The following is a 22101-nucleotide window of genomic DNA, read 5'->3' on the forward strand; positions in this document are numbered from 1 at the left end:
ACCATTTACTCCGTGTTATCATTTATTCAAGTTATTTGAAGAGGACTTTTATGAGAAAAAGTTTGAGGAGAAAAGATGAAGGGTTTAGTATGCAACTATTGCGGTGGAAATCACTTTAATAAAACCGCAGAGGGCTATGAATGTGATTATTGTCATGCTGTTTATGAATTTGAAGAGAAACCGAAAAAAATGAGTAGCCTTCCGCAAAAAAGGATGCCTATTACGCGGATTACTTTGCTTATCATGTTGGGTCTTCTTTTAGTTAGCGGATTTTTTCTGGTCATTACGAAAGAACAAACACCAACAAAAACAGCTTCTTACCCTAATCCCGCAGCAATTGATAAACCTGGGAAAGAAACGTATACTGCTAGTCAATTAAAAAATCCAGAAAGAAATGTACGAATTGCTGAGCTTTCTTTGAATCAAGCCGAACTGAAACTAGCTAGCGCATCCGTCAAAGAATACGGCGGAGACAAAACTGCGGACTTCGAAGAGCGTTTGAAGAAAGCCCAAGCGGAACATGAGTCACTAAAAAATAAGAGACTTAAAACGGCACCGAAAGAGGATATGATTATTGAAAATCCAGACTCTGAATTCGCTGTAACCACCTATTATCGCGAAGCAGGTTTTCTTGCAGCTTATGGCCCTAATTTTGATCAATACTCAAGTTCAGATATTATACGCATTTGGGGACAACCTGATGACATCCTCACAAATTCAGAGAAAATTCAAAAAAATCTCACCCTTGAGTTTGATGATCAAAATAACCCCGTGAGTTACGAAGCCAAAGTCCTTAGAGAACAATGGCAGCAAGGCAAACTGACTTGGCGAGAAGTACGAGCTTTTATTGCCTTCGTTCAAGATAATTCTTATGCAGGCTATACGAAGCAATTCGTTTATGAAAAACAAGGAAAACCTAATGTCTATTTCACTGATGATCAAGTAGGATATGTGACGCCGATAGTCCGCTATGTCTCCTTTACTCGATTACCGGAAAAATATCCACGCGCAGGACTAGGCAAGTATCCAGATGATTTTCCTGAAAATTATGGATCGGATGGACTTTATCATGAAAAGTAAAGAATGTATGAACTGTGGAAGTACTAAATTTCATCAAGTTGAAAATGGCTGGAAATGCGATTACTGTGGCACGCTCTATTTAAAACAAAGAAAGAAGACACCAGAAAAACCAATTCAAGAGCCGTCCAATCCCCAAAAGAAAAAGACGAAAATTCTGATTTGGTCGGTTCTTTCGACTATTTTTGTCTTAATTGGTCCGCTTAGTTTTTTGGTTACAAAAATAAATGATACTCGCACACCGACATACGAACCAATTAAACCTAATGCTGCAAATTCTGGAGAAAAAACCGAATTTCCCGGAGAATGGACATCAAGTATTTACGATTCGGTAAAAGTTGCAACAGAGAACTACGACGCCGATAACGAGAAATATTCTTTCACCGGCGGTTCCAGTTACGAAGAACTAGAAAAGCTTGTTGGCCCACCAGATACGGTGACTAGTTGGGAAAAAGAAGATTATGGAATGCCCCCAAGAGCAATGGCTACTTGGAATAAACTAAAAAATGGGGAGTATACTAGTCATTCGATCACCATTCACTACGATAAAGAGACAATGATGATCACAGACAAAGATCATTACTGAGTGATTAAAAAAATGGACGAACATCAGAAGGATGTCTCGTCCATTTTCTATTATTCTGATAATTCTTCAAATTGCGAATTATACAATGCGGCATAAAGCCCGTTTTGAGCCAATAATTCTTCGTGGCTTCCTTGTTCCTTAATATCTCCGCCTTGCATATAGAGAATCTTATCCGCATCTTTGATTGTTGACAAACGATGGGCAATAACGAAAGAGGTACGCCCCTTCATTAAGTTATTCATAGCCTCTTGGATCAATCCTTCTGTCCGTGTATCAACAGAGGATGTCGCCTCATCGAGAATTAGAATAGGTTTATCTGCTAAAATCGCGCGAGCAATCGTCAACAATTGTTTTTGCCCCTGCGAGATGTTGGAAGACTCTTCGTTTAATTCCATATTATAGCCGCCAGGTAATGTCTTGATGAAGTGATCCACGTGAGCGGCTTTTGCCGCTGCATAAACTTCTTCATCGGTAGCATCTAAACGACCGTAACGAAGGTTGTCCATAATTGTGCCTTTAAATAACCAGGTATCTTGTAAAACCATCCCGATATTTTTACGTAAATCTGCACGATTGAAGTCCTTGATGTTATGACCATCAATTTTGATTGCACCAGAATTTACATCATAAAAGCGCATCAGCAACTTAACCATTGTCGTTTTACCAGCACCAGTTGGCCCCACAATTGCGACTGTCTGACCAGGATCAACATGAGAAGTAAAGTCTTGGATAACGATCTTATCCGGTGTGTAACCGAATTGAACATGTTCAAAGTCCACCATGCCTTCTGCTTTGTCAATCTGAACTGGGTTTTCAGCCATTTGATCCTCTTCATCCTCTGCTAGGAATTCAAAGACGCGTTCAGCCGCTGCCGCCATTGATTGAAGCATGTTAGATACTTGCGCAAGCTGAGCAATTGGTTGTGTCAGGTTACGTACATATTGGATAAACGCTTGGATATCTCCGACTGTGATTGAGCCGTTGTATGCCATAACCCCACCAGCGATCGCCACACCGACATAGCCTAAGTTTCCGACAAAGTTCATAATGGGCTGCATCAATCCAGAAAGAAATTGTGATTTCCAAGCTGATTTGAACAATACATCATTTTGCTCTTTAAATTCTTTTAATGAGTTTTCTTCTTCATTGAATAAACGAACGATTGTATACCCACCGATGGTTTCTTCTACCTTCCCATTGATAACTCCAAGGTATTCCTGTTGGGTTTTGAAGTATTTTTGTGAGTTTTTCACAACAACTAAGATCAGTATTAAAGAAATTGGTACGATTAAGATCGCAATCCCTGTCATCTTCACTGAAATCGAAAGCATCATAACAATAACTCCAACAATCGTAAAGGTTGAAGTAATCAATTGAGTTAAGCTTTGGTTCAAGGATTGTCCTAAGGTATCCACATCATTTGTGATACGTGAAAGGACTTCCCCTGTCGTCCGACTTTCAAAATAGTTCATCGGCATGCGATTGATTTTTTCAGAAATTTCTTTCCGCATCCGATATGTGATTTTTTGCGAAATCGTCGACATAATCCAGCCTTGGATGATTCCGAATAAGGAAGCAACTCCATAAAGAGCTAACATGAAAAGGAGGATGCCACCGATTTTTTCAAAGTTGATATCGCCAGTTCCTTGATATTTCTTAATCAAGCCATTAAATAATTCAGTAATCGCCTTTGATAAGATTTTTGGCCCCCAAATATTAAAAATCGTTGAGGCTGCTGCAAAGATCATTACAAAAAAAACTGCGATTTTATATGCGCCAAGATAGGAAACTAATTTTTTGATTGTTCCTTTGAAGTCTTTGGCTTTTTCTACTGGCGCAGCCATTCCCCGGCCAGGTCCGCCACCATGAGGGCGATTTTGTTTTTGTTCTGCCATTCTTCTCGCTCCTCCTTAATCCGCTTCTTCTATGCCTAATTCAGCATTGCTTAATTGTGACTGAGCAATTTCTTGATAGACAGCTGATGTTTGCATCAATTCTTCATGACGTCCTTGCGCAACGACACGGCCTTCATCCAATACGATAATATTGTCTGCATGCAGGATCGTTGATATTTTTTGTGCCACAATGATTTGCGTCGCATCCTTGATATTTTCAGCTAGCGCTTTACGCAATGCAACATCTGTTTTGTTATCAAGAGCTGAGAATGAGTCATCAAAGATCAAAATTTTAGGGTTCTTCGCTAAGGCGCGGGCAATAGATAAGCGTTGCTTTTGTCCACCTGAAACGTTTGTCCCACCTTGAGAAATTGCACGATCGAAGCCTTTTTCGTTCGAGTTGATAAATTCATCAGCTTGTGTGATCGAAGCCGCTTTTTTCATTTGCTCATCAGAGATATCCGCATCGCCAAATTTGATATTTGAAGCAATGTCACCTGAGAACAATATCCCTTTTTGCGGTACAAAGCCCATGATTTCATGCAGCTTGTGCATACTCATTTCACGAATATCGATGCCATCAATGGTAATTCGTCCACCAGTCACATCAAATAGACGCGGAATCAAATTAACGATCGTTGATTTCCCTGATCCAGTCGACCCAATCAAGGCTGTTGTTTCACCAGGCTTAGCCGTGAAATTGATGTGATGTAGTACATCAGCATCAGCATCGCCATAACGGAATTGAACACCTTCAAATTTCACTTCACCTTTAAAGTCATGGTCGTCTTTTGGTTGTTCTGGATCTTTAATCGTAGGTTCTGTGTTCAAAACTTCATCCACACGACCTGCAGCCACATTGGCACGAGGCAAGATAATAGATACCATCGACAACATCATGAAGGCCATAACGATTTGCATCGTGTAGGTAATAAACGCCATCATATCTCCGACCTGTAATTGACCATTGTCCATATTATGTCCGCCGACCCAAACGATCAAGACCGAGATACCATTCATCAACAGCATCATGATCGGCATCATTAGTGACATCGCACGGTTTACAAACATTTGTGTTTTCATCAAATTCGTGTTGGCCACATCAAATCGTTCTTCTTCATACTTTTCACGAGAAAACGCGCGAATAACTGGGAGCCCAGTGATAATTTCACGAGAAACCAAGTTCACACGGTCAACCAATGTTTGCAAAGCTTTAAACTTAGGCATCGTGGTCAGTAACAGGGTCACGACTAAAACTAAGACACCCGCTACAGCTACACCAACGATCCAGCCCATGCCAGTCCCGGTTTTATATACTCTGTAAATACCACCAATTCCTAAAATCGGTGCATACAGTACGATACGCATGATCATAACGATCCCCATTTGAATCTGCTGGATATCGTTGGTATTTCGAGTAATCAATGAAGCTGGAGAGAATTTTTCCATCTCATTGTTAGAGAATTCCAATGTGCGTTCATATTGTCCAACCCGCAGGTTTTTACCCACTGTTGCGGCAACCAACGAACCAATCAGACCTACAATAATCGCTGCTACTGCTGATAGGAGTGTTAGACCGATCATTTTAGCACCTGTTTTGATCATGTAGTCGGTTTGAATTTTTTGCGTGTTGACGTTTAAGGCTTTGTATTCAGCTAGAGTCAACTGGATACCGACAGTCTTCAATGAAGCTTCACCAACATCACCTAAGCTATCCTTCGTCGCCTTACGAGCAGCGTTTACTTTGGCTGGCATCGCATCATTTTTGGCTTTAGTCGCTTCGCCAAGCTTCTGAGCTTCTGCTCCTTTTGCTTGGGCCTCAGCAGCTAAGCTTTGAGCTTCAGCGCCTTTAGCGGCAGCCGTTGCGCCATCTGTTGCCGCTGCGGCTTCTTGTCCAGCAGCTTGTGCCTGTTCACCTAAAGTTTTTGCTTCCTGTCCTAACGCCTGTGCTTTGGCAGCATCTTTTGAAATAGCTGTGTAATCATTAATGATTTCTTTTGCTTCTTTCGCGTTGCTTGAATCTTTTGAGCGAGTCGAAGCAATCATCATCATTGGCAGATCAAAGATTTTTGCTAATTTTTCTTTCGTCATGCCCTCTTGAAGATCTAGTTTATAGATAGCCACTTTTTTTCCATCAACGGTTTGAGTAGCTTCCTTATAATTGTCTTTAATCGTTTGCTTCTCTTTATCGGTCATGAAGATTTCGATTCCTTGAAGCGTTGATTTTCTAATTTTATCTGGAGTCGACTGTTCAAGTCCTCCTTGTTGAATACCGACATCAACGATATCCGATGTTAAACTTGGCAAGCTCAGATCACTAGATGCCTGTACAATTAAAAGTAAAAATACGGCGATGATCGCATACCAATACTTACCAAGATATTTAAAAATCTTCACTATTGCTCACCTTCCCCTTCCATGGATAATTTTTGCGAGTAGTCGACAAACTTTGCAGTTAATTCGAGATATTTTTTTGTGTCTTCTTCTCCCATAAGCTCAAACACTCGAACAATTTTATTTCGCATCTCCTGCTTTTCAGCTTTGGCTACTTTTTTTCCGCTTTCCGTTAAACTGACATTGATTCGCCGTCGATCATCAGGATCCATCGTTCGGCTAATCAATCCGCGCTTTTCCAAATTCCCCAGCACAGCAGCAATTCGAGCAGTAGACAGATTAAGCGTATCGGCTAAATGCTTCGGATTTGTCGGTTCACCTAAACGATCCAGCACCTTAATGACGATATTAGCGCCTTTGCTGCTCTTTTCTATTTTACTGAATGCGCCATGACGATTTTGGACCATCAGCTGCATCAGTTCACGTTCAGCATCTTCTGCGAATGTCATTAGACTCCTCCTTCTTTTGAAAAAATAATTTCAGTCCATTAATACCTAACAGTGTTAGTAATTAATGCTGTTTGATATTACCGCTAATAGCAATTAAAATCAACCCATTTTACTCAAAAAAACAGATGAATCCGTTTTATTTTTAATTTTTTTGATTTCTCTTAAGAAATATAGTTTTTAAGCATAAAAAAGCAAGGTATCCATGCAATTTGGACACCCCACTTTTGACAGTTTTCTATTTTTTCAAATGATAATTATAGGTACTGATAATGATATCATCCCGATAAGACAAGCGGAAACGTAAGCGCAACGCCGTTTGGTTATGCAAGGATCGCTTCCACGTTCGATTAGGTACAAATTCCGGAATCAAGACAGTCGTTGTATAGTTGTGCTGTTTCGCATTTTTACTTACACGATCCACATAACGGCTGACTGGATTAACAATCGAACGATACGGAGAACGAACAACTGAAAAACGAACATCCGGGAATTTTTCTCGGAATTCATGACGTATCTCCCGTTCCTTCTCTTCATTCTCTTCTAACGATACATGCATGGCAATGACATAATCACCGATTGAACGCGCATAGTTGATTGCGCCAATATTTACTTGAGTCACATTTCCAACTAGCACAATCACAGTATTTCCAGCGTATTCGTGCAATTCAACATCGTCAACTAAACGTAATTGTTCGGCAACATTTTTATAGTGCTCATGAACCTTGTAAAAACCAAAGATCAAAATCGGCATAATGATGAAGAAGGGCCAAATATCCGGTAAACGATAAACAAATAGAATCACTACGATTGCAAATGAAATCAAAGCACCGATAATGTTAGCAATAGATCTTCGAATCCAGTGATGTCCTTCTTTACGCCATTTCAAGACCATCCCAGTTTGTGATAACGTGAATGGAATGAAGACCCCTACTGAATACAATGGAATCAAGCGTTCTGTTGATCCTTGGAAAATCAACAACAGGACAATGGAACCTAAGGCCAGAGTAATAATCCCGTTTGAGTAGCCTAGACGATCGCCACGATCTTGATAGCGGTGAGGCAAAAATTTGTCCTTTGCTAAATTGTAAGCTAAGACAGGAAACGCTGAGAAGCCCGTATTTGCTGCTACCGCTAAAATCAATGCTGTAACAAATTGCAATAGATAATACATGATACCTTTACCAAAGACGGCTTCCCCCACTTGTGATAGGACGGTCACTTCCGCCGTTGGAACAATTCCAAACCAATAGTTCAAAAAAGTAATTCCCGTAAAGAAGAATCCTAAAATCAAGCCCATCATTGCTAATGTTCCTGCAGCATTCTTTGCCCGCGGTTTTTTGAAGAACGGAACGGCATTACTAATTGCTTCAACCCCTGTCAACGAGGAAGAGCCGGAAGAGAATGCCCGCAGCAAGAGCGCCATAGTAATTCCTGGAACAACTGCTCCGACTTGAGCCGTTGCATGCATAGGCGCTGTACCTGTCACAATTTTAACAAGACCAACAATAATTAAGATCGTAATCACCGCAATAAAGCTGTACACAGGAACCATCAACAGTCCCGCACTTTCACGCAGCCCACGTAAATTCATCAGCATCAATAATAAAACAATAATAACGGAAATCAATACGCGATGATGATACAGGGCTGGAATTGCAGAAGCAATTGCCTCCGCCCCCGCTGATACGGACACAGCTACGGTCAACATATAATCGACTAGAAGTGAGCCGCCGGCAATCAGACCAGCATTTTTTCCTAAATTCTCACTACTGACGACGTATGCTCCGCCGCCATGAGGATAGGCATGAATAATTTGACGATAAGATAAAATTAATGATGCTAATAAAACCAAAACGACTATTGCGATTGGCAATGAATACCAAATCGCTGCTGCTGACAAGGTAACCAGAACAACAACGATCTGTTCCGTCCCATAGGCCACAGAAGATAGCGCATCTGAGGAAAGCATTGCTAAAGCAGCAAAACGTGACAAGTTTTGATCATCGTTTTCCGAAGACTTTAGCGGCCGGCCAACCAGCAAGCGTTTAAGATAATCCACTAGACTCACTCCCTATTTCTATTAATCAGCATTCTCTTTAAAAAATGCAAACAAGCGAAATATTACTCGCACTCCTATCAAATGTCAATGATTTTTCCAACAAATTTTCATACCTTTAGTAAAACACGAAAACAGGCAAAACAACAGTAATACGCTGTTGTCTTGCCTGTACTTTTTTAATGGAAAATTTTGCTTTCATGGGCAACTTTTGTAAGTTTGGTTAAACGAGGTTGTAATACTGGATACGCCCAAGTTCCTAGGATACCAAACACAATGAAAAGAACGATCATAATAATGATATCTCCTGTCGCATTTGGCCAATAGATTCCACCAGCACTTTCACGTAGCAAGTTAACCGCATGGGTAAATGGCAACCAAGGATTGACTGCTTGGAAGAACTTCCCAGATACCTGGATCGGGTAGTTTCCCCCGCCTCCAGAGATGGATAGCACGAGAACAATAATCGCGATCCCTTTTCCGACTGTCCCAAAGAGCGCCACAAGTGTGTAAACAATCATCATGAAGGCCAGAGCGACCAATACAGCAAACAGTACGCTATAGACTGGATTTTTCACATAAACGCCTAGTAAGAACATATTTCCTAGCGTTACAATCAACGCTTGTCCAACACTTACGACTAAATAGGTTAACATCCGTGCGCCAAATTGTTCACGTTTCGTGTATTTGCCGCGATCTTTTTTATCCAAGAAGAACTCTGTTGTGGTAACACTTGAGAACAATACCGCTCCGACCCACAGACATAATGCTGTATAGAAAGGGGTGCTTGCCGACCCGTTATTCGCAATTGGATACATCGTATTGGTTTGTAAATCTACAGGAGTCGTGAAGAAGTCACTTTCCTTTTGTGCATCCAGCTTCAATAATTTCAATACTTGACCGAAGTCAATCGTCTTATCCCCTTGTTGGATCGCATTCGCCGCTTTTTGGATACCGCTGCGTAGAGTCGGCCAATCATTTTGGATTAAATCCGTCGCAAGATTTAAGGCCTGTTCAACCTCGGGCATTTTATCATTTGCGACCTTTAAGCCGCCAGTCAGATCCTTTTTCACACCTGGCCAATCATTTAGCATGAAGTCCGCAGCCATGCCTAACTTTTGTTCTACTACTGGCAATTCATTATTGTAAAGATCTGCACCTGTATTGATCCCATTAACAATGTCGTTCATATGTCCATTTAATAGCACATTTGCATCATGTACTTCCTGACCAATAGCTGGCATTTGTTTTTGGTATTTTTCTAGGAAGGTGATCGCATTGCTGACAGTGCCTTCTGTCGAATTTAATAAAGAAGCAAAATCAATTTGTTGTGCTTGATTCAAGACCCCTTGTGCAGTAGTAATTGTATTGATTAATTTATCGAGAATCGTGCTGACCGTTTGAGAGATTTGCTCAGCGTTTATGCCACTTATTACAGAAGAAACGTTATCCGCAGCATCTTGAACATCTTCCAGTAATTTCTCTATCTCTTCAACACTACCATTTCTTACTGAATTGTCTAACTTTGTTAAACGATCATTTAGAATATCCAACGCCCCACTAGTATTAGACAACGCTTGAAGTATATTAGCTAATTTTTGACTAGCGTCTGCATCACCATTTTTATCAGCTAGATTTTTCATATTTTGAATTAAATTGGATACTGAAACAATTGCGGCTTGTTGGTCTTTATTTCCTTGAATAAAGCTATTAATTACTTTACTTAAGGTCGCTCTTTCTTCAGGTGTTAAATCATTATCTGCCACTGCAGTCTTGATTGAATCCGCCAAAGAACTAGTCGTGTTCGCTACTTCCCCAATCGACTGCAGCGTCACCTGAACACTGCTTGAAATACTTGGTACCGCGGATTTCAGTTTTTCTGCGCCATCTTTTGTTGTTGCAGCAAAATCGTCCGCTTGGTTCCCAAGCTTTTGAATGTCCGGCAGGATCGTTTGAACTTGATGAATGATGTTCAATCCTTGTTTGGCCTCGTTAATGCCGTCATTCATCGTCTTTTGAATCTCAGCAAAGTCACCATCCACTTGTGCCAACTGATTGCCGGCTTGTTGAATTTCTGGAATCTTCTGCTGCAGAGTCAAGATAACACTAGCTTGCTGTTTGATCTCTGGCATCTTTTGATTTAACGTGATCAATTTTTGGCCCATTTCATCGACTTGCGGTAAATAAGCCTGCAATTCATTGGCTTTTGCCAATTTTTCCTTCAACTCAGGTAATTTGCCCTGCACCTCTACAACTTCCTGCGTGTATTTATCGATTTCACCTAAATTATCATTTGTAGTAAGAATCAAATTCTTTACCTTATTGATACTTACTAAGTTCTCATCAATGTTATAGCCGATCTCATTAAAAACCTTCAATAGTGTTGAACTAGCTGTTTTAATAAACTCTTGACTGATTTCTTGTTGGATTGATCCGGCACCCTTATCCGTAATTTTCGGTGCGATCGCATTGATTTTTTGATTCAGATAATATTCGATCTTTGGTTTTTTTATATCTCCGGAGGTGAAGCTCAATAAATCTTTCGAAAATTCTTTTGGCAGATAAATACCCGCATAGTATTTACCAGACTTTACGCCTTCGACAACTTGTTCTTTGGAGTCAACGAAGCGCCAGCCTAATTGCTTATTTTTGTGAAGATTTTTGACGACTTCATTTCCGATCTCGACATCCTTGTCTTGGAATTTCGCCCCTGTATCGGCGCTGTACACAGCGATTGGTAATTCACCGGTATTGGAATATGGATCCCATAAGGCTTTTATATTGAACCAGGCGTAAAGGGATGGAATGATGACTAACGCAGCCATCAGAAAAATGGCGATCGGATTTTTGAAAATTCGTCGCCAATCTAATTTAAAAAGACTCCATGTATGTTTGAGAGATTGTAAAACTTTCATTGATTTCACCTACTATTTTTTCTCGCTGAACCACTTTAGCACGGAATTTCGGCTAATTTCAATTCTAGTGTGGGGCTGAAATGACCTTTTTTGACATTCCTAACGATTTGTCATAATTGTATCCCTTTTCACCTATGAAAAGCTAAAGAAATGCTTAAAGACTGAGTTTCTTGGCCTTGATAAAGCGATTTAGAAGTTGATCTGTCAAGGCTTCGATTCTTTCTAAATCATTTTCCTTTGATAGGTTCAAAATCGGTGTCGCTTCCAAATCCCGTAAACGAATCGGCTGCATCTGATTCCCTTCTAAACGCAGCGTCACTTCTGGATGTGGAATCTTGTCTCCGCAAGGCCCCGCGACTAAAAACGCAAGCTGATAGCCTCCATCAATTTCACGCAAGCGATAATAGCCATCTGCCAAATCTTCTGTTCCATCAAAATTCGCTTTTATTAATAACCATTTTCGTTGATCCATTTTATTCCTCTCTTTTAATAATGATTTTTCCTGCTGATGGGTGCCCCTCTAATGCTTCATGTCCTTGAATCACACTCGATAAAGTGAAGGGCAATACTTCTGCAATCGTTAACTGAAGATTGTCCGCTAGTTCTGTTAATGCCGTCAACGCTTCAAAATCTGAATAATCCTTTGAAGGACTGTAAGAGAGATAATGCCCAGATTTTTTTTGTTCCTCTGGCAGGACGTTTAAGGCGACAAAATTCCCGCCTTCTTTCATAATTTGCATCCCTGATTCACCAGCACGCCCGCCTTTAGTTGCGTCAATTACTGTATCCGCCTGATTTTCAAAAATCACTCCAGCATCCTCTTCATCATAAGCAACAAATTGGTCCGCTCCTAGTTGGCGCACTAAGGACTCATTCCGTTTAGAAGCCGAAGCCAAAACAGTCTTTTCTTGTTTCTTTAAAAACTGGACTAGGAGTGAACCGACTGCTCCAGATGCTCCTTGTACCATCACTGTCTCCCCAATGCCATCACCTAATACGTGCGTGACTAAATTGTACGTTGTTAACCACGGAGTTACAGCACCTGCTGCCGCTTCCCACGACATTGAAGCTGGTTTCTTCACTATTTTTTTACCTGGAACAACTACTTCTTCGCCATAAGTCCCTCCAACCGCATGAACAATCACTTCATCGCCAATCTTTACATGGGCAATCTCGCTGCCAACTTCTGTCACGATTCCCGCACCATCATTGCCTAATACGTAAGGAAATTTAAGTGTTCGAAAATCACGCATCGCTCCTTGCCGCAAAGCAATATCATAAGGATTAATCGCGAAAGACAATAGCTTTACCCGAACATGGCTCGCATCCACCGCTCGAGGTTCTGCCTCGATTTCTATCAATACATCTTTGGCCGTACCGTAATCTTTTATTGCAAAACGTTTCATCTTCATCTGTCCTTTCTATTATTTATAAACCATTGACTGAAACCTTATCCCTGAAACAGTTTTTTCGTTTCCTTCAATTTGAAACCCTAACCGTTCATATATCGGAACAGCATAGGGAGAAGAATTGACTGTTACTTGTTCCGGCATTAGTTCTGAAAGCATCTCTTGAAATAATTGCTTCGCGATTCCTTGACGATGATAGGCTTCGTCAACAAACAAAAGTGCTACATGGGCAGGTAAACGGACCGCTAGTAATCCTACGATTTGCCGGGCATCTTTCCCACACCAAACCTGTACTTGATTCACCGACAACTCCATTTCTAGCTCTTCATCCAAATATGTCAAAAAATGAGCCACGCCCTCCTTTGAATAATCTGGTGCTTCAAATGTCATAAATACTTTTTTGACTAATTTTTTCGCCTCAGATAATTCCGATAGTTCCAACCTTGAAATCTCAACATTCATCCCACCGCTTCCTTTCCGGAAACCTTTATTTTTATTGTAGCGATTCTTTTACAGTTGTTCCAACAAAAAGGTGTGTCTCACCTATGCAAGACACACCTTTTCTTTAGCAACTAATCTAATTCAACTTTTCCAGTATACAATTGATAATACATTCCGCCTTCGGCTAACAGACTTTCATGATCTCCACGTTCAATGATTCGACCATGATCCATTACCATAATCACATCCGAGTTTTGAATCGTTGATAATCGATGGGCAATAACAAATACCGTGCGCCCTTCCATTAAACGATCCATTCCAGATCGAACAATGCTTTCCGTTCGAGTATCAATACTGGAGGTTGCTTCGTCCATGATCATAACTGGGGGATCTGCGATCGCGGCACGGGCAATCGCCAATAATTGACGTTGTCCCTGTGATAGACCTTCGCCATCGCCAGTGATCACCGTATCGTATTTTTCTGGCAAATGCTGGATAAAGGTATCCGCATTTGATAGCTTCGCTGCTTGATAAACCTCTTCGTCTGTCGCACTTAAATTTCCGTAACGAATATTTTCCTTAACGGTCCCTGTGAATAGATGGGTATCCTGCAAAACGATCCCTAAAGAAGAACGCAGAGAGCTTTTTTTGATTTTTTTGACATTGACACCATCGTAGCGTATTTTACCTTCTTGAATATCGTAGAATCGATTAATCAGATTCGTGATTGTCGTCTTACCAGCACCTGTCGCCCCAACAAAAGCCACCTTTTGACCAGGCTCGGCATAAAGATTAATATCATGCAGTACCAGCTGATCGTCATTGTAGCCGAAATTCACATCCTCGAATCGAACATCTCCGGTCAGACGGACATAAGAAGTCGTGCCATCTTCATGAGGATGCTTCCAAGCCCATATACCAGTCCGTTCATTGGTCTCAACTAGCTCGCCGTTCACTTCTTTGACATTAACTAACGTTACATAGCCATCATCCACTTCAGATTCTTCATCCAATAATTGAAAAATCCGATCCGCTCCTGCCAAAGCCATAATAACGAAATTGATTTGTTGTGAAATTTGACTAATAGGACCATTCAACGAACGGCTCAATTGTAAGAACGAAGCAATCATTCCGACAGTCAGAGCAGAAACACCGTAAACTGCAAAGAGGCCGCCAATTATTGCCACTAAAACATACTGAATATTCAAGAGATTCATCATAATGGGCATCAATGTATTTGCAGTAGCATTGGCTTTCGTCGCACTTTCTTGCAGCTGATCATTGATTACGTCGAATTCCTTCATTGCACTTTCTTCATGATTGAAGACCTTTACTACCTTTTGTCCGTGCATCATCTCTTCGATGTATCCATTGACTTTTCCAAGAGAGCGCTGCTGTTCACCAAAATACCTTCCGCTGCGATTGGTAATAAAACGAAGCATGACAAACATCAATGAAACCGAAACGATAACAAAACAAGTTAAAGGAATACTCAATGAAAACATCGCAATAAACACGGAAACAAATGTGACTAGCGCCATCATTAGATTCGGAATACTTTGCGAAATCATCTGACGCAATGTATCGGTATCATTGGTAAAATGACTCATGATGTCTCCATCAGCATTTGAATCAAAATAGCGTAAGGGCAACGTTTCTAGATGATTAAACATTTGATCGCGAATCTTCTTTTGCGTTCCTTCAGAAACTTTTACCATGATCAGGTTATAAGAAAGCGTCCCAATAATCCCGACAACGTAAATCAAAGCCATCGTCATAATCGCCTTCAACAGACCTGTAAAATCAGGATTGCTTTGTCCAATCAGCGGAGTGATGTAATCATCGATCACGACCTGCAAAAACAGTGAGCCCCGCACATTCGCAAAGGCACTGATCAGGATCATGAAAAAGACAATGATCAGTTGCATTTTATGCTCCTTCGCCATAATTTTCAAAAGGCGTTTGATTGTTTTCATAGGGCTGGATTTGGGCATCGTTGCTTTATTCATCATGGTCACCAAATCCTTTCTGTTGAGAATCAAAGACTTCTTGATAGATAACATTATTTGCCAGCAGCTCATCATGCGTTCCAACACCGTTGATTTTTCCATCGTCCAATACGATGATCCGATCTGCATCTTGGATGGAACTGATCCGTTGAGAAATAATGAAGGTCGTCGTCCCTGGAATCTCTTTAGCTAGACCTTCGCGAATCGCCCGATCCGTTTTCGTATCTACTGCACTCGTAGAATCGTCTAAGATTAGAATTTTGGGCTTTTTCAACAAAGCACGGGCAATCGTCAAGCGCTGCTTCTGACCGCCGGAAACATTGTTCCCGCCTTCAGAGATCATTGTGTCATATTTATTAGGAAATTCTTGAATAAATGAATCTGCCTGCGCAATCGTTGCTGCATGGATAACTTCTTCCTCTGTAGCATTTTCATCGCCCCAGCGCAGATTTTCCGTGATCGTTCCGCTGAATAAAACATTATTCTGCAGAACCATTCCCACTTGGTCACGTAATGTTTCTAAATCGTAGCTGCGAACATCATGACCGCCTACTTTGATTTGACCATGCGTAACATCGTAAAGTCGTGGAATCAACTGGACCAAACTTGATTTTGAACTCCCAGTACCGCCCACAATTCCGATGACTTCACCAGAAGCTATTTTCAAATCAATATTTTCCAATACGAGTTTATCCATATCATCTTTGTAGCTAAAGCAGACATCATTAAATTCTACTGAACCATCTGATACTTCTGTCAGAGGATTATCGCCATTTTTCAGATCACTTTCTTCCGTCAACACCTCTGTGATTCGCTCCGCAGATGTACGGGCGATCATCAACTGAACAAAGGTCATTGACATCATCATCAAGCTCATCAAGATCTGCATTGTATAATTGAACATACTGACTAACTCACCGGTGGTCAGATTCCCTTTGTCTACGATTAATTCCGCACCTAACCAAGAAAGCAGCAGCATACACGTATACACGGCTACCTGCAGGAGCGGCATATTGAAAGCAACGATTCGTTGTGCCTTCGTAAAATTATCAAAAACCATTTTTGATACACGACTGAATTTTTCTTCTTCATGGCCTTCACGGACATAAGACTTCACCACTCGTATTCCTTGCAGATTTTCATGGACCACGTTGTTCAATCGGTCATAGGTTCGGAATACCTTTTCAAACAAAGGATGGGCAAAGCGAATAATCAGACCTAGCCCCACAATCATAATCGGAACAATCACTAAATAAATCATGGATAGCTCTCGATTAATATGAAAGGTCATCACTAATGAGAAAATCAAGATTAGCGGTGAGCGTACCAAAATCCGTATCACCATTTGATAAGCATTTTGAACATTGGTAACATCTGTGGTTAAACGGGTAATCAAACTCGAACTTGAAAAACGATCAATATTCGAGAAGGAGAAACTTTGAATCCGTTCAAACAGGTTATGACGCAAATTTTTGGCAAATCCTGCTGAAGCGATAGCGGCGGTTCGCCCGCCTAATGTTCCCATAGCTAGTGCAAACAATGCACACAAAAATAATAAACCACCATAACGTAAAATCGTATTCGTATCACTTTTTTCGATGCCATGATCGATCAACCCTGCCATGATCAAGGGCATGATCACATCCATCAAAACCTCCCCCATTGTAAATAGAGGGGTCTGTAAGCTCTGCTTCTTATATTCACCGACATTTGCCAGTAATTTTTTCAGCATGTATTCACGTCCTTTCCTAACTAATTGCTTACTATAGTATAGAGATTTTTATACAAAAGTTCTAATAAATTAACCCCTTTTTCATAAAAAAGAGCCCTCTTGTTTTTAAGAGGCTCTTTCATTTCGAAACAAAACATACTTGTCCGCCTATTTTTTTAGAATCGGCCACTTTCGCTGCTGATCGAAATAACGCGCCTCATTTTGAGCCTGAGTGACCAGTTTTTCAGGATAATCCATCACCTTCAACAAGGCGATTGCGTTACGAGTGATTGCCGGTCCTTTCTTTAATAAGTAGTCAAACGTGATGCCTTGTTCTTCTGTCACAGTTTCCTCAAAATGCACATTATCACATTGATTTTTCAGGATTTCAGTCAATTCAATATCATGTGTCGCTACAAAGCTTAAGCTTGGGTAATCTGCCAACCAGGTAACAACACTAGAAGAAGCTGCGATTCGTTCAATCGTATTCGTTCCTTTTAGTATTTCATCAATAAAACAATAGCATCGTTCACCTTTTTCCACTTGATCCAGAAGCCTTTTGATTGATTTTATCTCAGCGACAAAATAACTGTCACCTGCGATAATGTCATCTTCAACAGCCATGGAAGTTAGAACGTGTCCCGCCTGTAAGATAAATTCTTCAGCAATTGCTGTATTGATCGTCTGAGAAAGAATCGCACTAATAGCAATACTTTTGACATAGGTCGATTTTCCAGAGGCATTGGATCCGGTAACTAATGTATTTCGATGCCAGTCAACAGGATTAACCACTGAATAATCAACAAGTGGATGATAAACGTCCTTCGCTTGAATTCCTCCTTCAGCAAATTCTGGCTGGCAGCTTTCTGGGAAATACGTCCGAAAATTCAGAACCGCTGCGGCAACCTCCATCTCTCCCAGCACTGTCCACAAAGCAATTGCTTCTTGACTATATTTACTCAAGCGAGTAATCACGAAATTGTAGGCAATAAAAGGAATCATAAAAGCCAAATTCAAATATTCAAATAAAATATCCGCTTCACTTGTACTCTTTACTCGAAAGGTAAAACCCCAGCGAGCAATGGATTTTAAGGGTTTTACATTTTTCATGATTTCTGTCTGACGTGGAGTTGCTAACTTACTTAATCTATTAGCCAAAGAAATCGACTGAACCAAATAGCGCATACTTTCTAATTCTGTTTCCAAGTTGGCTTTCTTTGTCATATAAAAAATAATATTGAATAAAATAGACCCCAGCAGGAAAAATATACCTATTGGTCCAATGAATAAAAGCGAAAGAAGTCCCACAAACGGCAAAGCTCCAAGTAAAACAAATAACCATAAATTCCCTAACTTTTCTTTTTGACCATTCGCAATATATTGCTTAGTAAAATTATTGTCCCGCTTTCCCAATCCAGCAAAATAATACTGAACCTTCTCTCTGATTTCAGGGTTCGCTTGATAAAACTGGATCAACTCTTCTAAATCATCGGCTTGATGAAAATTATAGTTTCTCAAGCGTTGATACAACGCCTCTGATCCAATACTAGAATAAGTCCCATTGAGCAGTTCAAAAATTTCACGCATATCCAAATCGTACCAAGTTAAATCGTCAATTTCACTATCCCATTCGTGAAATTGCTTTTCAATCTGCCAGACAGACTTCAAGCTTTCTTCTTTATCAAAACGAGTCTGACGTGGCAATTTTCCCCACTGGGTTCTAACCAAATGTCGAATCTTGAGTTGGGAAGAAATATCTAACACGACAAAAAATATCGCAACAATCAAAACAATACCTACAGCTAATAGTATGGGATTCATCATTTTCTCCTTACTTAAAACAGTTAATCTCATTGTAGCGAAAGTTCTGAGTAATGGAAACAAAAAAAGAGACTCAAAGCGAGTCTAACGAATCTCTTTTATCACAGTACCAATTGATGACAAATCACTCTCTGTCAAAAAATCATCAACGATTTTCAAATTACCATAGGAATAATTTTTGATTGGGTAGTTAGCAACTACTAGATCGTAATCTTTGAAGTTCACATCCTGCCGATAATCCAACGCCGATCCTTGATGGGCTTCGATCCAAACACGCGAATAGTAGCGACTCCTAATGAGTTCTGCAAGCAATTCTGCATGACTTTTACCAGAATCACTCATCACCAAAATCTTAACCTTTGTCGAATGGGTATCTAAAGAATGAGCCAATCCCTCCCATTCTTTAAATAAAACCGTCAGAACTGAAAAATAAAATTGACTAAACCAAGGATCACCGAGTGTGCGTTCCATCCGCAATAATAATTGATGGACGTATTTTGTGAAATGCGGGTATTGCTGTTTCGCATTTCGTGAAAAATAGGCCGCTGAGTCAAATAAAATTGACCGTGGATAAGGACAAACTTGATACGCTGCTTGTATTTGCAAAAGTTTTTGCAGGATAACTTTGCGTCTTTCATCAGACAGAGGGACTTCATAGACATGTTCCAGCTCTCCAAGAAAACTTTCTAAATACCCTAATGTATGTTGACAAGTTGGATCAAAACGCGTAATGAAACACGAACAAAACAAACTATTCGCCACCTCATAATACCACTCATCTGTCACTAAATATTCCGAGTTTTGGACTATTCGATCAGCTGCTGGTCTTAAGGTTAAAATTTTATCAACCAACGCTTGATTCAAGCTCATTTTCTCTCGCTCTGATAATTCAAAACCCTGTGACGTACGCTCGATAATGATTGCCAATAAGTAACTGCTCTCTAAAACTTCACGATCATTATAAACAATATCAAAAGAACGATTCGCACATTTGATAAACTCAATCATTCGTTGGCGTTCTAATACAAAGGGCCATTCGTTTAATCCATATTTCTCTAAAAATAATTGAACATAAAAAACACGGACCCACCGTTCGTTTTTCGCATTTACTCGAAAGGGCCTTCGTTCCAAAACGAGCCCTTTTTCTTTTAAAACCTTATCAATTTGCTTGATCATGCGATAAAAGGTCGCTTCACTAATGTACAGCTCCTTAATCCAATAATCCATATCCTCATTTGGTTGGAAGAAGATTCGTTCCAAAAAAGTAAAGGCCTCAGACTCTTCCATCAAATTTCGCGCTAGCTGTCGTGTCTTATTATGAAGTGCATCATTCAAACGAAAGCCGTTTGTACGAGAATATTCTACCCCAACATGTTCTCCCCAATGATCATTGATTGCTTCAACATCAGAGATAACCGTTTTCATTGAGCAATCTAACAGATCAGCAATCATTTCTGGATTCTGCCATCCAATCAAATCCCTTAAAACACCAATAATGGCTAGCCGCCGTTGTGTTGTATTTTTTAGTAATCTTCGCACAAAAGTCCCCCCTTAAGCCAATTGTCACTATTCTTCAAATTCAATAATCTTTTTTATTTTTTTGGATTATAACATTCTTTGGTCATTATATCATAAAATAACTCCATAAAAGCGGAAAAATATTGATATTTATTTAACTAAAATCCACATATAACAACTCCTTTTAACAATTACGTTATTTTTATTTTTTGTTAATCATTTATGCTTTATCATCTAGGCAAATAAGAAAAAGGAGTGTTTTTTATGAAATCAGCACGAAGGAAAAAAACTATTTTTTCAGCTGTTATTGTATGTCTCCTCTTATTATTTGTCCCACTTATTTTTTCTTCCATTTCAGATGCTCGATCCAATAATAAAAAGGAAGATAGCTATGAAAATCAAGTAAAGATTTATGGTGAAGACACGATCACGATCACTGCGAACCATTCCTTTCACCCAAAACAGTATTACAAAGCCGTTGATGATAACTATCAACTTATCAAACTCAACTATTCTAAAATTAATACAAGCAAACCTGGACGCCACTCACTAACCTTATCGGCAAAAAACAAACAGGATTACGATAAGCGGAAAGTCCTTATTATTGTTGAGGAAGAAAAAGTTGCTCCTTCTGAAAAAAAAGAAGATAAAACTCATACCGCTGCTGCTTCGCAAAAAGAGGCAACCATAGCCCCTGTTGAAACTCCCGATCCGCCAGAAGTAGCAGAACCTACTACTTCTTCTTCAAAAACAGAACAAACACCTGTCGAACCTCCAGTACAACAAGAACAGCTCAACAATGAACAAGAAATACAGCCTGTAGTTCCAGAGGAAACTCAAACAGAAGTTACTGCTCCACAAACACCTTCTTTACAGCCAAATCAAATTTCTTTTCACGGTCAGTTTCTTCCTTATGTAAATGCTGGGCAAGGCAGCGGCCAGGGGGTTATCAATGGTAGTGCGGTTGCTGCAACTTGGGGTGGAAACCCTACACAATCTGGTATGGATAATCAAAACACTCATTTTATTGGGCACAATCCTGGAATCTTCTCGCCATTATTAGCCCTTGGTGGAGGAGATGCCATTACTGTTACTGATAACGCAGGCAATGCAACCACTTATATAGTAAATGGATTGATTCAAGTCGATGATAGCGGCAGAGACATCGCTTCTGGAATAGATAATTGGGACCAGATTACCTCTGCTGGTGGAGGCGAACGTATTACCTTACAGACGTGTCTCAGCGATACCGTCAATCTGATCGTTTATGCGCAAGCATAAAAAGAGGCTGACACTTTGTGTGCCAGCCTACTTTTTTATTGTCCGCTCCATAATATAGCGAATAAGATGAGCTATCAGCATCGTAGAAAAAACAATCGCAGTGACTATCTTTATTCCTGTTGGAATATACCCTGGTGAAGCACCGATGCCTCTCAAATGGCCTATCGCAATTAAACACACTCCGCCTAAATTATAGGTAATTAAAAGTAGCTTATTGATTTTACGAATCCTTTCTTCCATCATCCTCTCCTCCGTTCGTACTGGACATCCCATACTGGTTTCTAAAATTCTGCGAATCCGCCAAATAATCCAAAAGGCTAGGTTTGGCCTGGCCTAAAAGCTCATCGATACTTTTTCGATAAATTTTACTAAGGGCAATCAGCTGATCATAATCTGGTGCACTTTTATTCAATTCCCATTTAGAAATGGTTTGCGGTGTAACATGCAGAAGCTCAGCAAGCTGTTTTTGGCTCATCTTTTTTCTTTGACGAAAATACCGAAGCTGTTCTCCGATATCAACCATTGCTCTCCCTCATTTC

General features: G+C 40.2%; 17 protein-coding genes. 3 read left to right on the forward strand and 14 right to left on the reverse strand.

The window, feature by feature from the left end; translation table 11 throughout:
• Positions 1-75: 75 nt before the first annotated feature.
• Positions 76-1080, forward strand: coding sequence for a DUF4947 domain-containing protein (locus tag RV13_RS02870; RefSeq protein ID WP_028020377.1), 1005 nt, complete (start codon positions 76-78; stop codon positions 1078-1080).
• Positions 1070-1663, forward strand: a complete 594-nt coding sequence (locus RV13_RS02875; protein ID WP_035015740.1) for a hypothetical protein — start codon at positions 1070-1072, stop codon at positions 1661-1663. Before RV13_RS02870 ends, RV13_RS02875 begins: the two co-directional genes overlap by 11 nt.
• Before the next feature lie 50 nt (positions 1664-1713).
• On the opposite strand, the gene RV13_RS02880 is transcribed toward RV13_RS02875, so the two are convergent.
• From RV13_RS02880 to RV13_RS02935, 12 genes are all read right to left on the reverse strand, one after another.
• Positions 1714-3558 (reverse strand): ABC transporter ATP-binding protein, encoded by a 1845-nt coding sequence (locus RV13_RS02880; RefSeq protein ID WP_010747151.1) that lies wholly within the window; start codon positions 3556-3558, stop codon positions 1714-1716.
• A 15-nt stretch (positions 3559-3573) separates the two neighbouring features.
• Complete coding sequence (locus RV13_RS02885; RefSeq protein ID WP_060789101.1) at positions 3574-5955, reverse strand: ABC transporter ATP-binding protein; 2382 nt, start codon at positions 5953-5955, stop codon at positions 3574-3576.
• Entirely contained in the window at positions 5955-6401 is a 447-nt protein-coding gene (locus RV13_RS02890) for a MarR family winged helix-turn-helix transcriptional regulator (RefSeq protein WP_010747153.1), read from the reverse strand. Before RV13_RS02890 ends, RV13_RS02885 begins: the two co-directional genes overlap by 1 nt.
• A 235-nt stretch (positions 6402-6636) precedes the next feature.
• Complete coding sequence (locus tag RV13_RS02895) at positions 6637-8460, reverse strand: APC family permease (RefSeq protein WP_010747154.1); 1824 nt, start codon at positions 8458-8460, stop codon at positions 6637-6639.
• Positions 8461-8636: 176 nt separating this feature from the next.
• Entirely contained in the window at positions 8637-11372 is a 2736-nt protein-coding gene (locus tag RV13_RS02900) for a YhgE/Pip domain-containing protein (RefSeq protein ID WP_060789100.1), read from the reverse strand.
• 154 nt (positions 11373-11526) lie between these two features.
• Complete coding sequence (locus tag RV13_RS02905; RefSeq protein ID WP_010747156.1) at positions 11527-11844, reverse strand: hypothetical protein; 318 nt, start codon at positions 11842-11844, stop codon at positions 11527-11529.
• Position 11845: 1 nt separating this feature from the next.
• Complete coding sequence (locus RV13_RS02910; RefSeq protein WP_010747157.1) at positions 11846-12778, reverse strand: NADP-dependent oxidoreductase; 933 nt, start codon at positions 12776-12778, stop codon at positions 11846-11848.
• 18 nt (positions 12779-12796) lie between these two features.
• Positions 12797-13243 (reverse strand): GNAT family N-acetyltransferase, encoded by a 447-nt coding sequence (locus RV13_RS02915; RefSeq protein ID WP_010747158.1) that lies wholly within the window; start codon positions 13241-13243, stop codon positions 12797-12799.
• A 110-nt stretch (positions 13244-13353) separates the two neighbouring features.
• On the reverse strand, positions 13354-15234 hold the full coding sequence (locus RV13_RS02920; RefSeq protein ID WP_060789099.1) for an ABC transporter ATP-binding protein: 1881 nt from the start codon (positions 15232-15234) through the stop codon (positions 13354-13356).
• On the reverse strand, positions 15224-16963 hold the full coding sequence (locus tag RV13_RS02925) for an ABC transporter ATP-binding protein (protein ID WP_010747160.1): 1740 nt from the start codon (positions 16961-16963) through the stop codon (positions 15224-15226). Before RV13_RS02925 ends, RV13_RS02920 begins: the two co-directional genes overlap by 11 nt.
• Before the next feature lie 147 nt (positions 16964-17110).
• Complete coding sequence (locus RV13_RS02930; RefSeq protein ID WP_010747162.1) at positions 17111-18763, reverse strand: MutS-related protein; 1653 nt, start codon at positions 18761-18763, stop codon at positions 17111-17113.
• Between the two features lie 84 nt (positions 18764-18847).
• Complete coding sequence (locus tag RV13_RS02935) at positions 18848-20302, reverse strand: AcpB/EbpR/MafR family transcriptional regulator (RefSeq protein ID WP_010747163.1); 1455 nt, start codon at positions 20300-20302, stop codon at positions 18848-18850.
• Between the two features lie 243 nt (positions 20303-20545).
• On the opposite strand from RV13_RS02935, the gene RV13_RS02940 reads away from it, so the two are divergent.
• Positions 20546-21562, forward strand: coding sequence for a class F sortase (locus RV13_RS02940; RefSeq protein ID WP_010747164.1), 1017 nt, complete (start codon positions 20546-20548; stop codon positions 21560-21562).
• A 27-nt stretch (positions 21563-21589) separates the two neighbouring features.
• Here the strand turns inward: RV13_RS02940 and RV13_RS02945 are convergent, their stop codons facing one another.
• Both RV13_RS02945 and RV13_RS02950 read right to left on the reverse strand, forming a co-directional pair.
• Complete coding sequence (locus tag RV13_RS02945; protein ID WP_010747165.1) at positions 21590-21805, reverse strand: hypothetical protein; 216 nt, start codon at positions 21803-21805, stop codon at positions 21590-21592.
• Positions 21783-22085 carry a helix-turn-helix domain-containing protein gene (locus tag RV13_RS02950; protein WP_010747166.1) on the reverse strand — a complete coding sequence of 101 codons (303 nt, stop codon included), beginning with the start codon at positions 22083-22085 and terminating at the stop codon, positions 21783-21785. The genes RV13_RS02945 and RV13_RS02950 overlap by 23 nt, the downstream gene beginning before the upstream one ends.
• Positions 22086-22101: the final 16 nt, after the last annotated feature.

The organism is Enterococcus raffinosus, assembly GCF_001886185.1.
GTDB lineage: Bacteria > Bacillota > Bacilli > Lactobacillales > Enterococcaceae > Enterococcus_A > Enterococcus_A raffinosus.

What these genes read in the sequence shown, in the direction of transcription:
- RV13_RS02930 (WP_010747162.1), bottom strand. Translation starts at nt 18,763, where the DNA reads ATGAATCCCATACTATTAGCTGTAGGTATTGTTTTGATTGTTGCGATA.
- RV13_RS02925 (WP_010747160.1), bottom strand. Translation starts at nt 16,963, where the DNA reads ATGCTGAAAAAATTACTGGCAAATGTCGGTGAATATAAGAAGCAGAGC.
- RV13_RS02870 (WP_028020377.1), top strand. Translation starts at nt 76, where the DNA reads ATGAAGGGTTTAGTATGCAACTATTGCGGTGGAAATCACTTTAATAAA.
- RV13_RS02880 (WP_010747151.1), bottom strand. Translation starts at nt 3,558, where the DNA reads ATGGCAGAACAAAAACAAAATCGCCCTCATGGTGGCGGACCTGGCCGG.
- RV13_RS02950 (WP_010747166.1), bottom strand. Translation starts at nt 22,085, where the DNA reads ATGGTTGATATCGGAGAACAGCTTCGGTATTTTCGTCAAAGAAAAAAG.
- RV13_RS02910 (WP_010747157.1), bottom strand. Translation starts at nt 12,778, where the DNA reads ATGAAACGTTTTGCAATAAAAGATTACGGTACGGCCAAAGATGTATTG.
- RV13_RS02890 (WP_010747153.1), bottom strand. Translation starts at nt 6,401, where the DNA reads ATGACATTCGCAGAAGATGCTGAACGTGAACTGATGCAGCTGATGGTC.
- RV13_RS02900 (WP_060789100.1), bottom strand. Translation starts at nt 11,372, where the DNA reads ATGAAAGTTTTACAATCTCTCAAACATACATGGAGTCTTTTTAAATTA.
- RV13_RS02945 (WP_010747165.1), bottom strand. Translation starts at nt 21,805, where the DNA reads ATGATGGAAGAAAGGATTCGTAAAATCAATAAGCTACTTTTAATTACC.
- RV13_RS02905 (WP_010747156.1), bottom strand. Translation starts at nt 11,844, where the DNA reads ATGGATCAACGAAAATGGTTATTAATAAAAGCGAATTTTGATGGAACA.
- RV13_RS02920 (WP_060789099.1), bottom strand. Translation starts at nt 15,234, where the DNA reads ATGATGAATAAAGCAACGATGCCCAAATCCAGCCCTATGAAAACAATC.
- RV13_RS02940 (WP_010747164.1), top strand. Translation starts at nt 20,546, where the DNA reads ATGAAATCAGCACGAAGGAAAAAAACTATTTTTTCAGCTGTTATTGTA.
- RV13_RS02915 (WP_010747158.1), bottom strand. Translation starts at nt 13,243, where the DNA reads ATGAATGTTGAGATTTCAAGGTTGGAACTATCGGAATTATCTGAGGCG.
- RV13_RS02875 (WP_035015740.1), top strand. Translation starts at nt 1,070, where the DNA reads ATGAAAAGTAAAGAATGTATGAACTGTGGAAGTACTAAATTTCATCAA.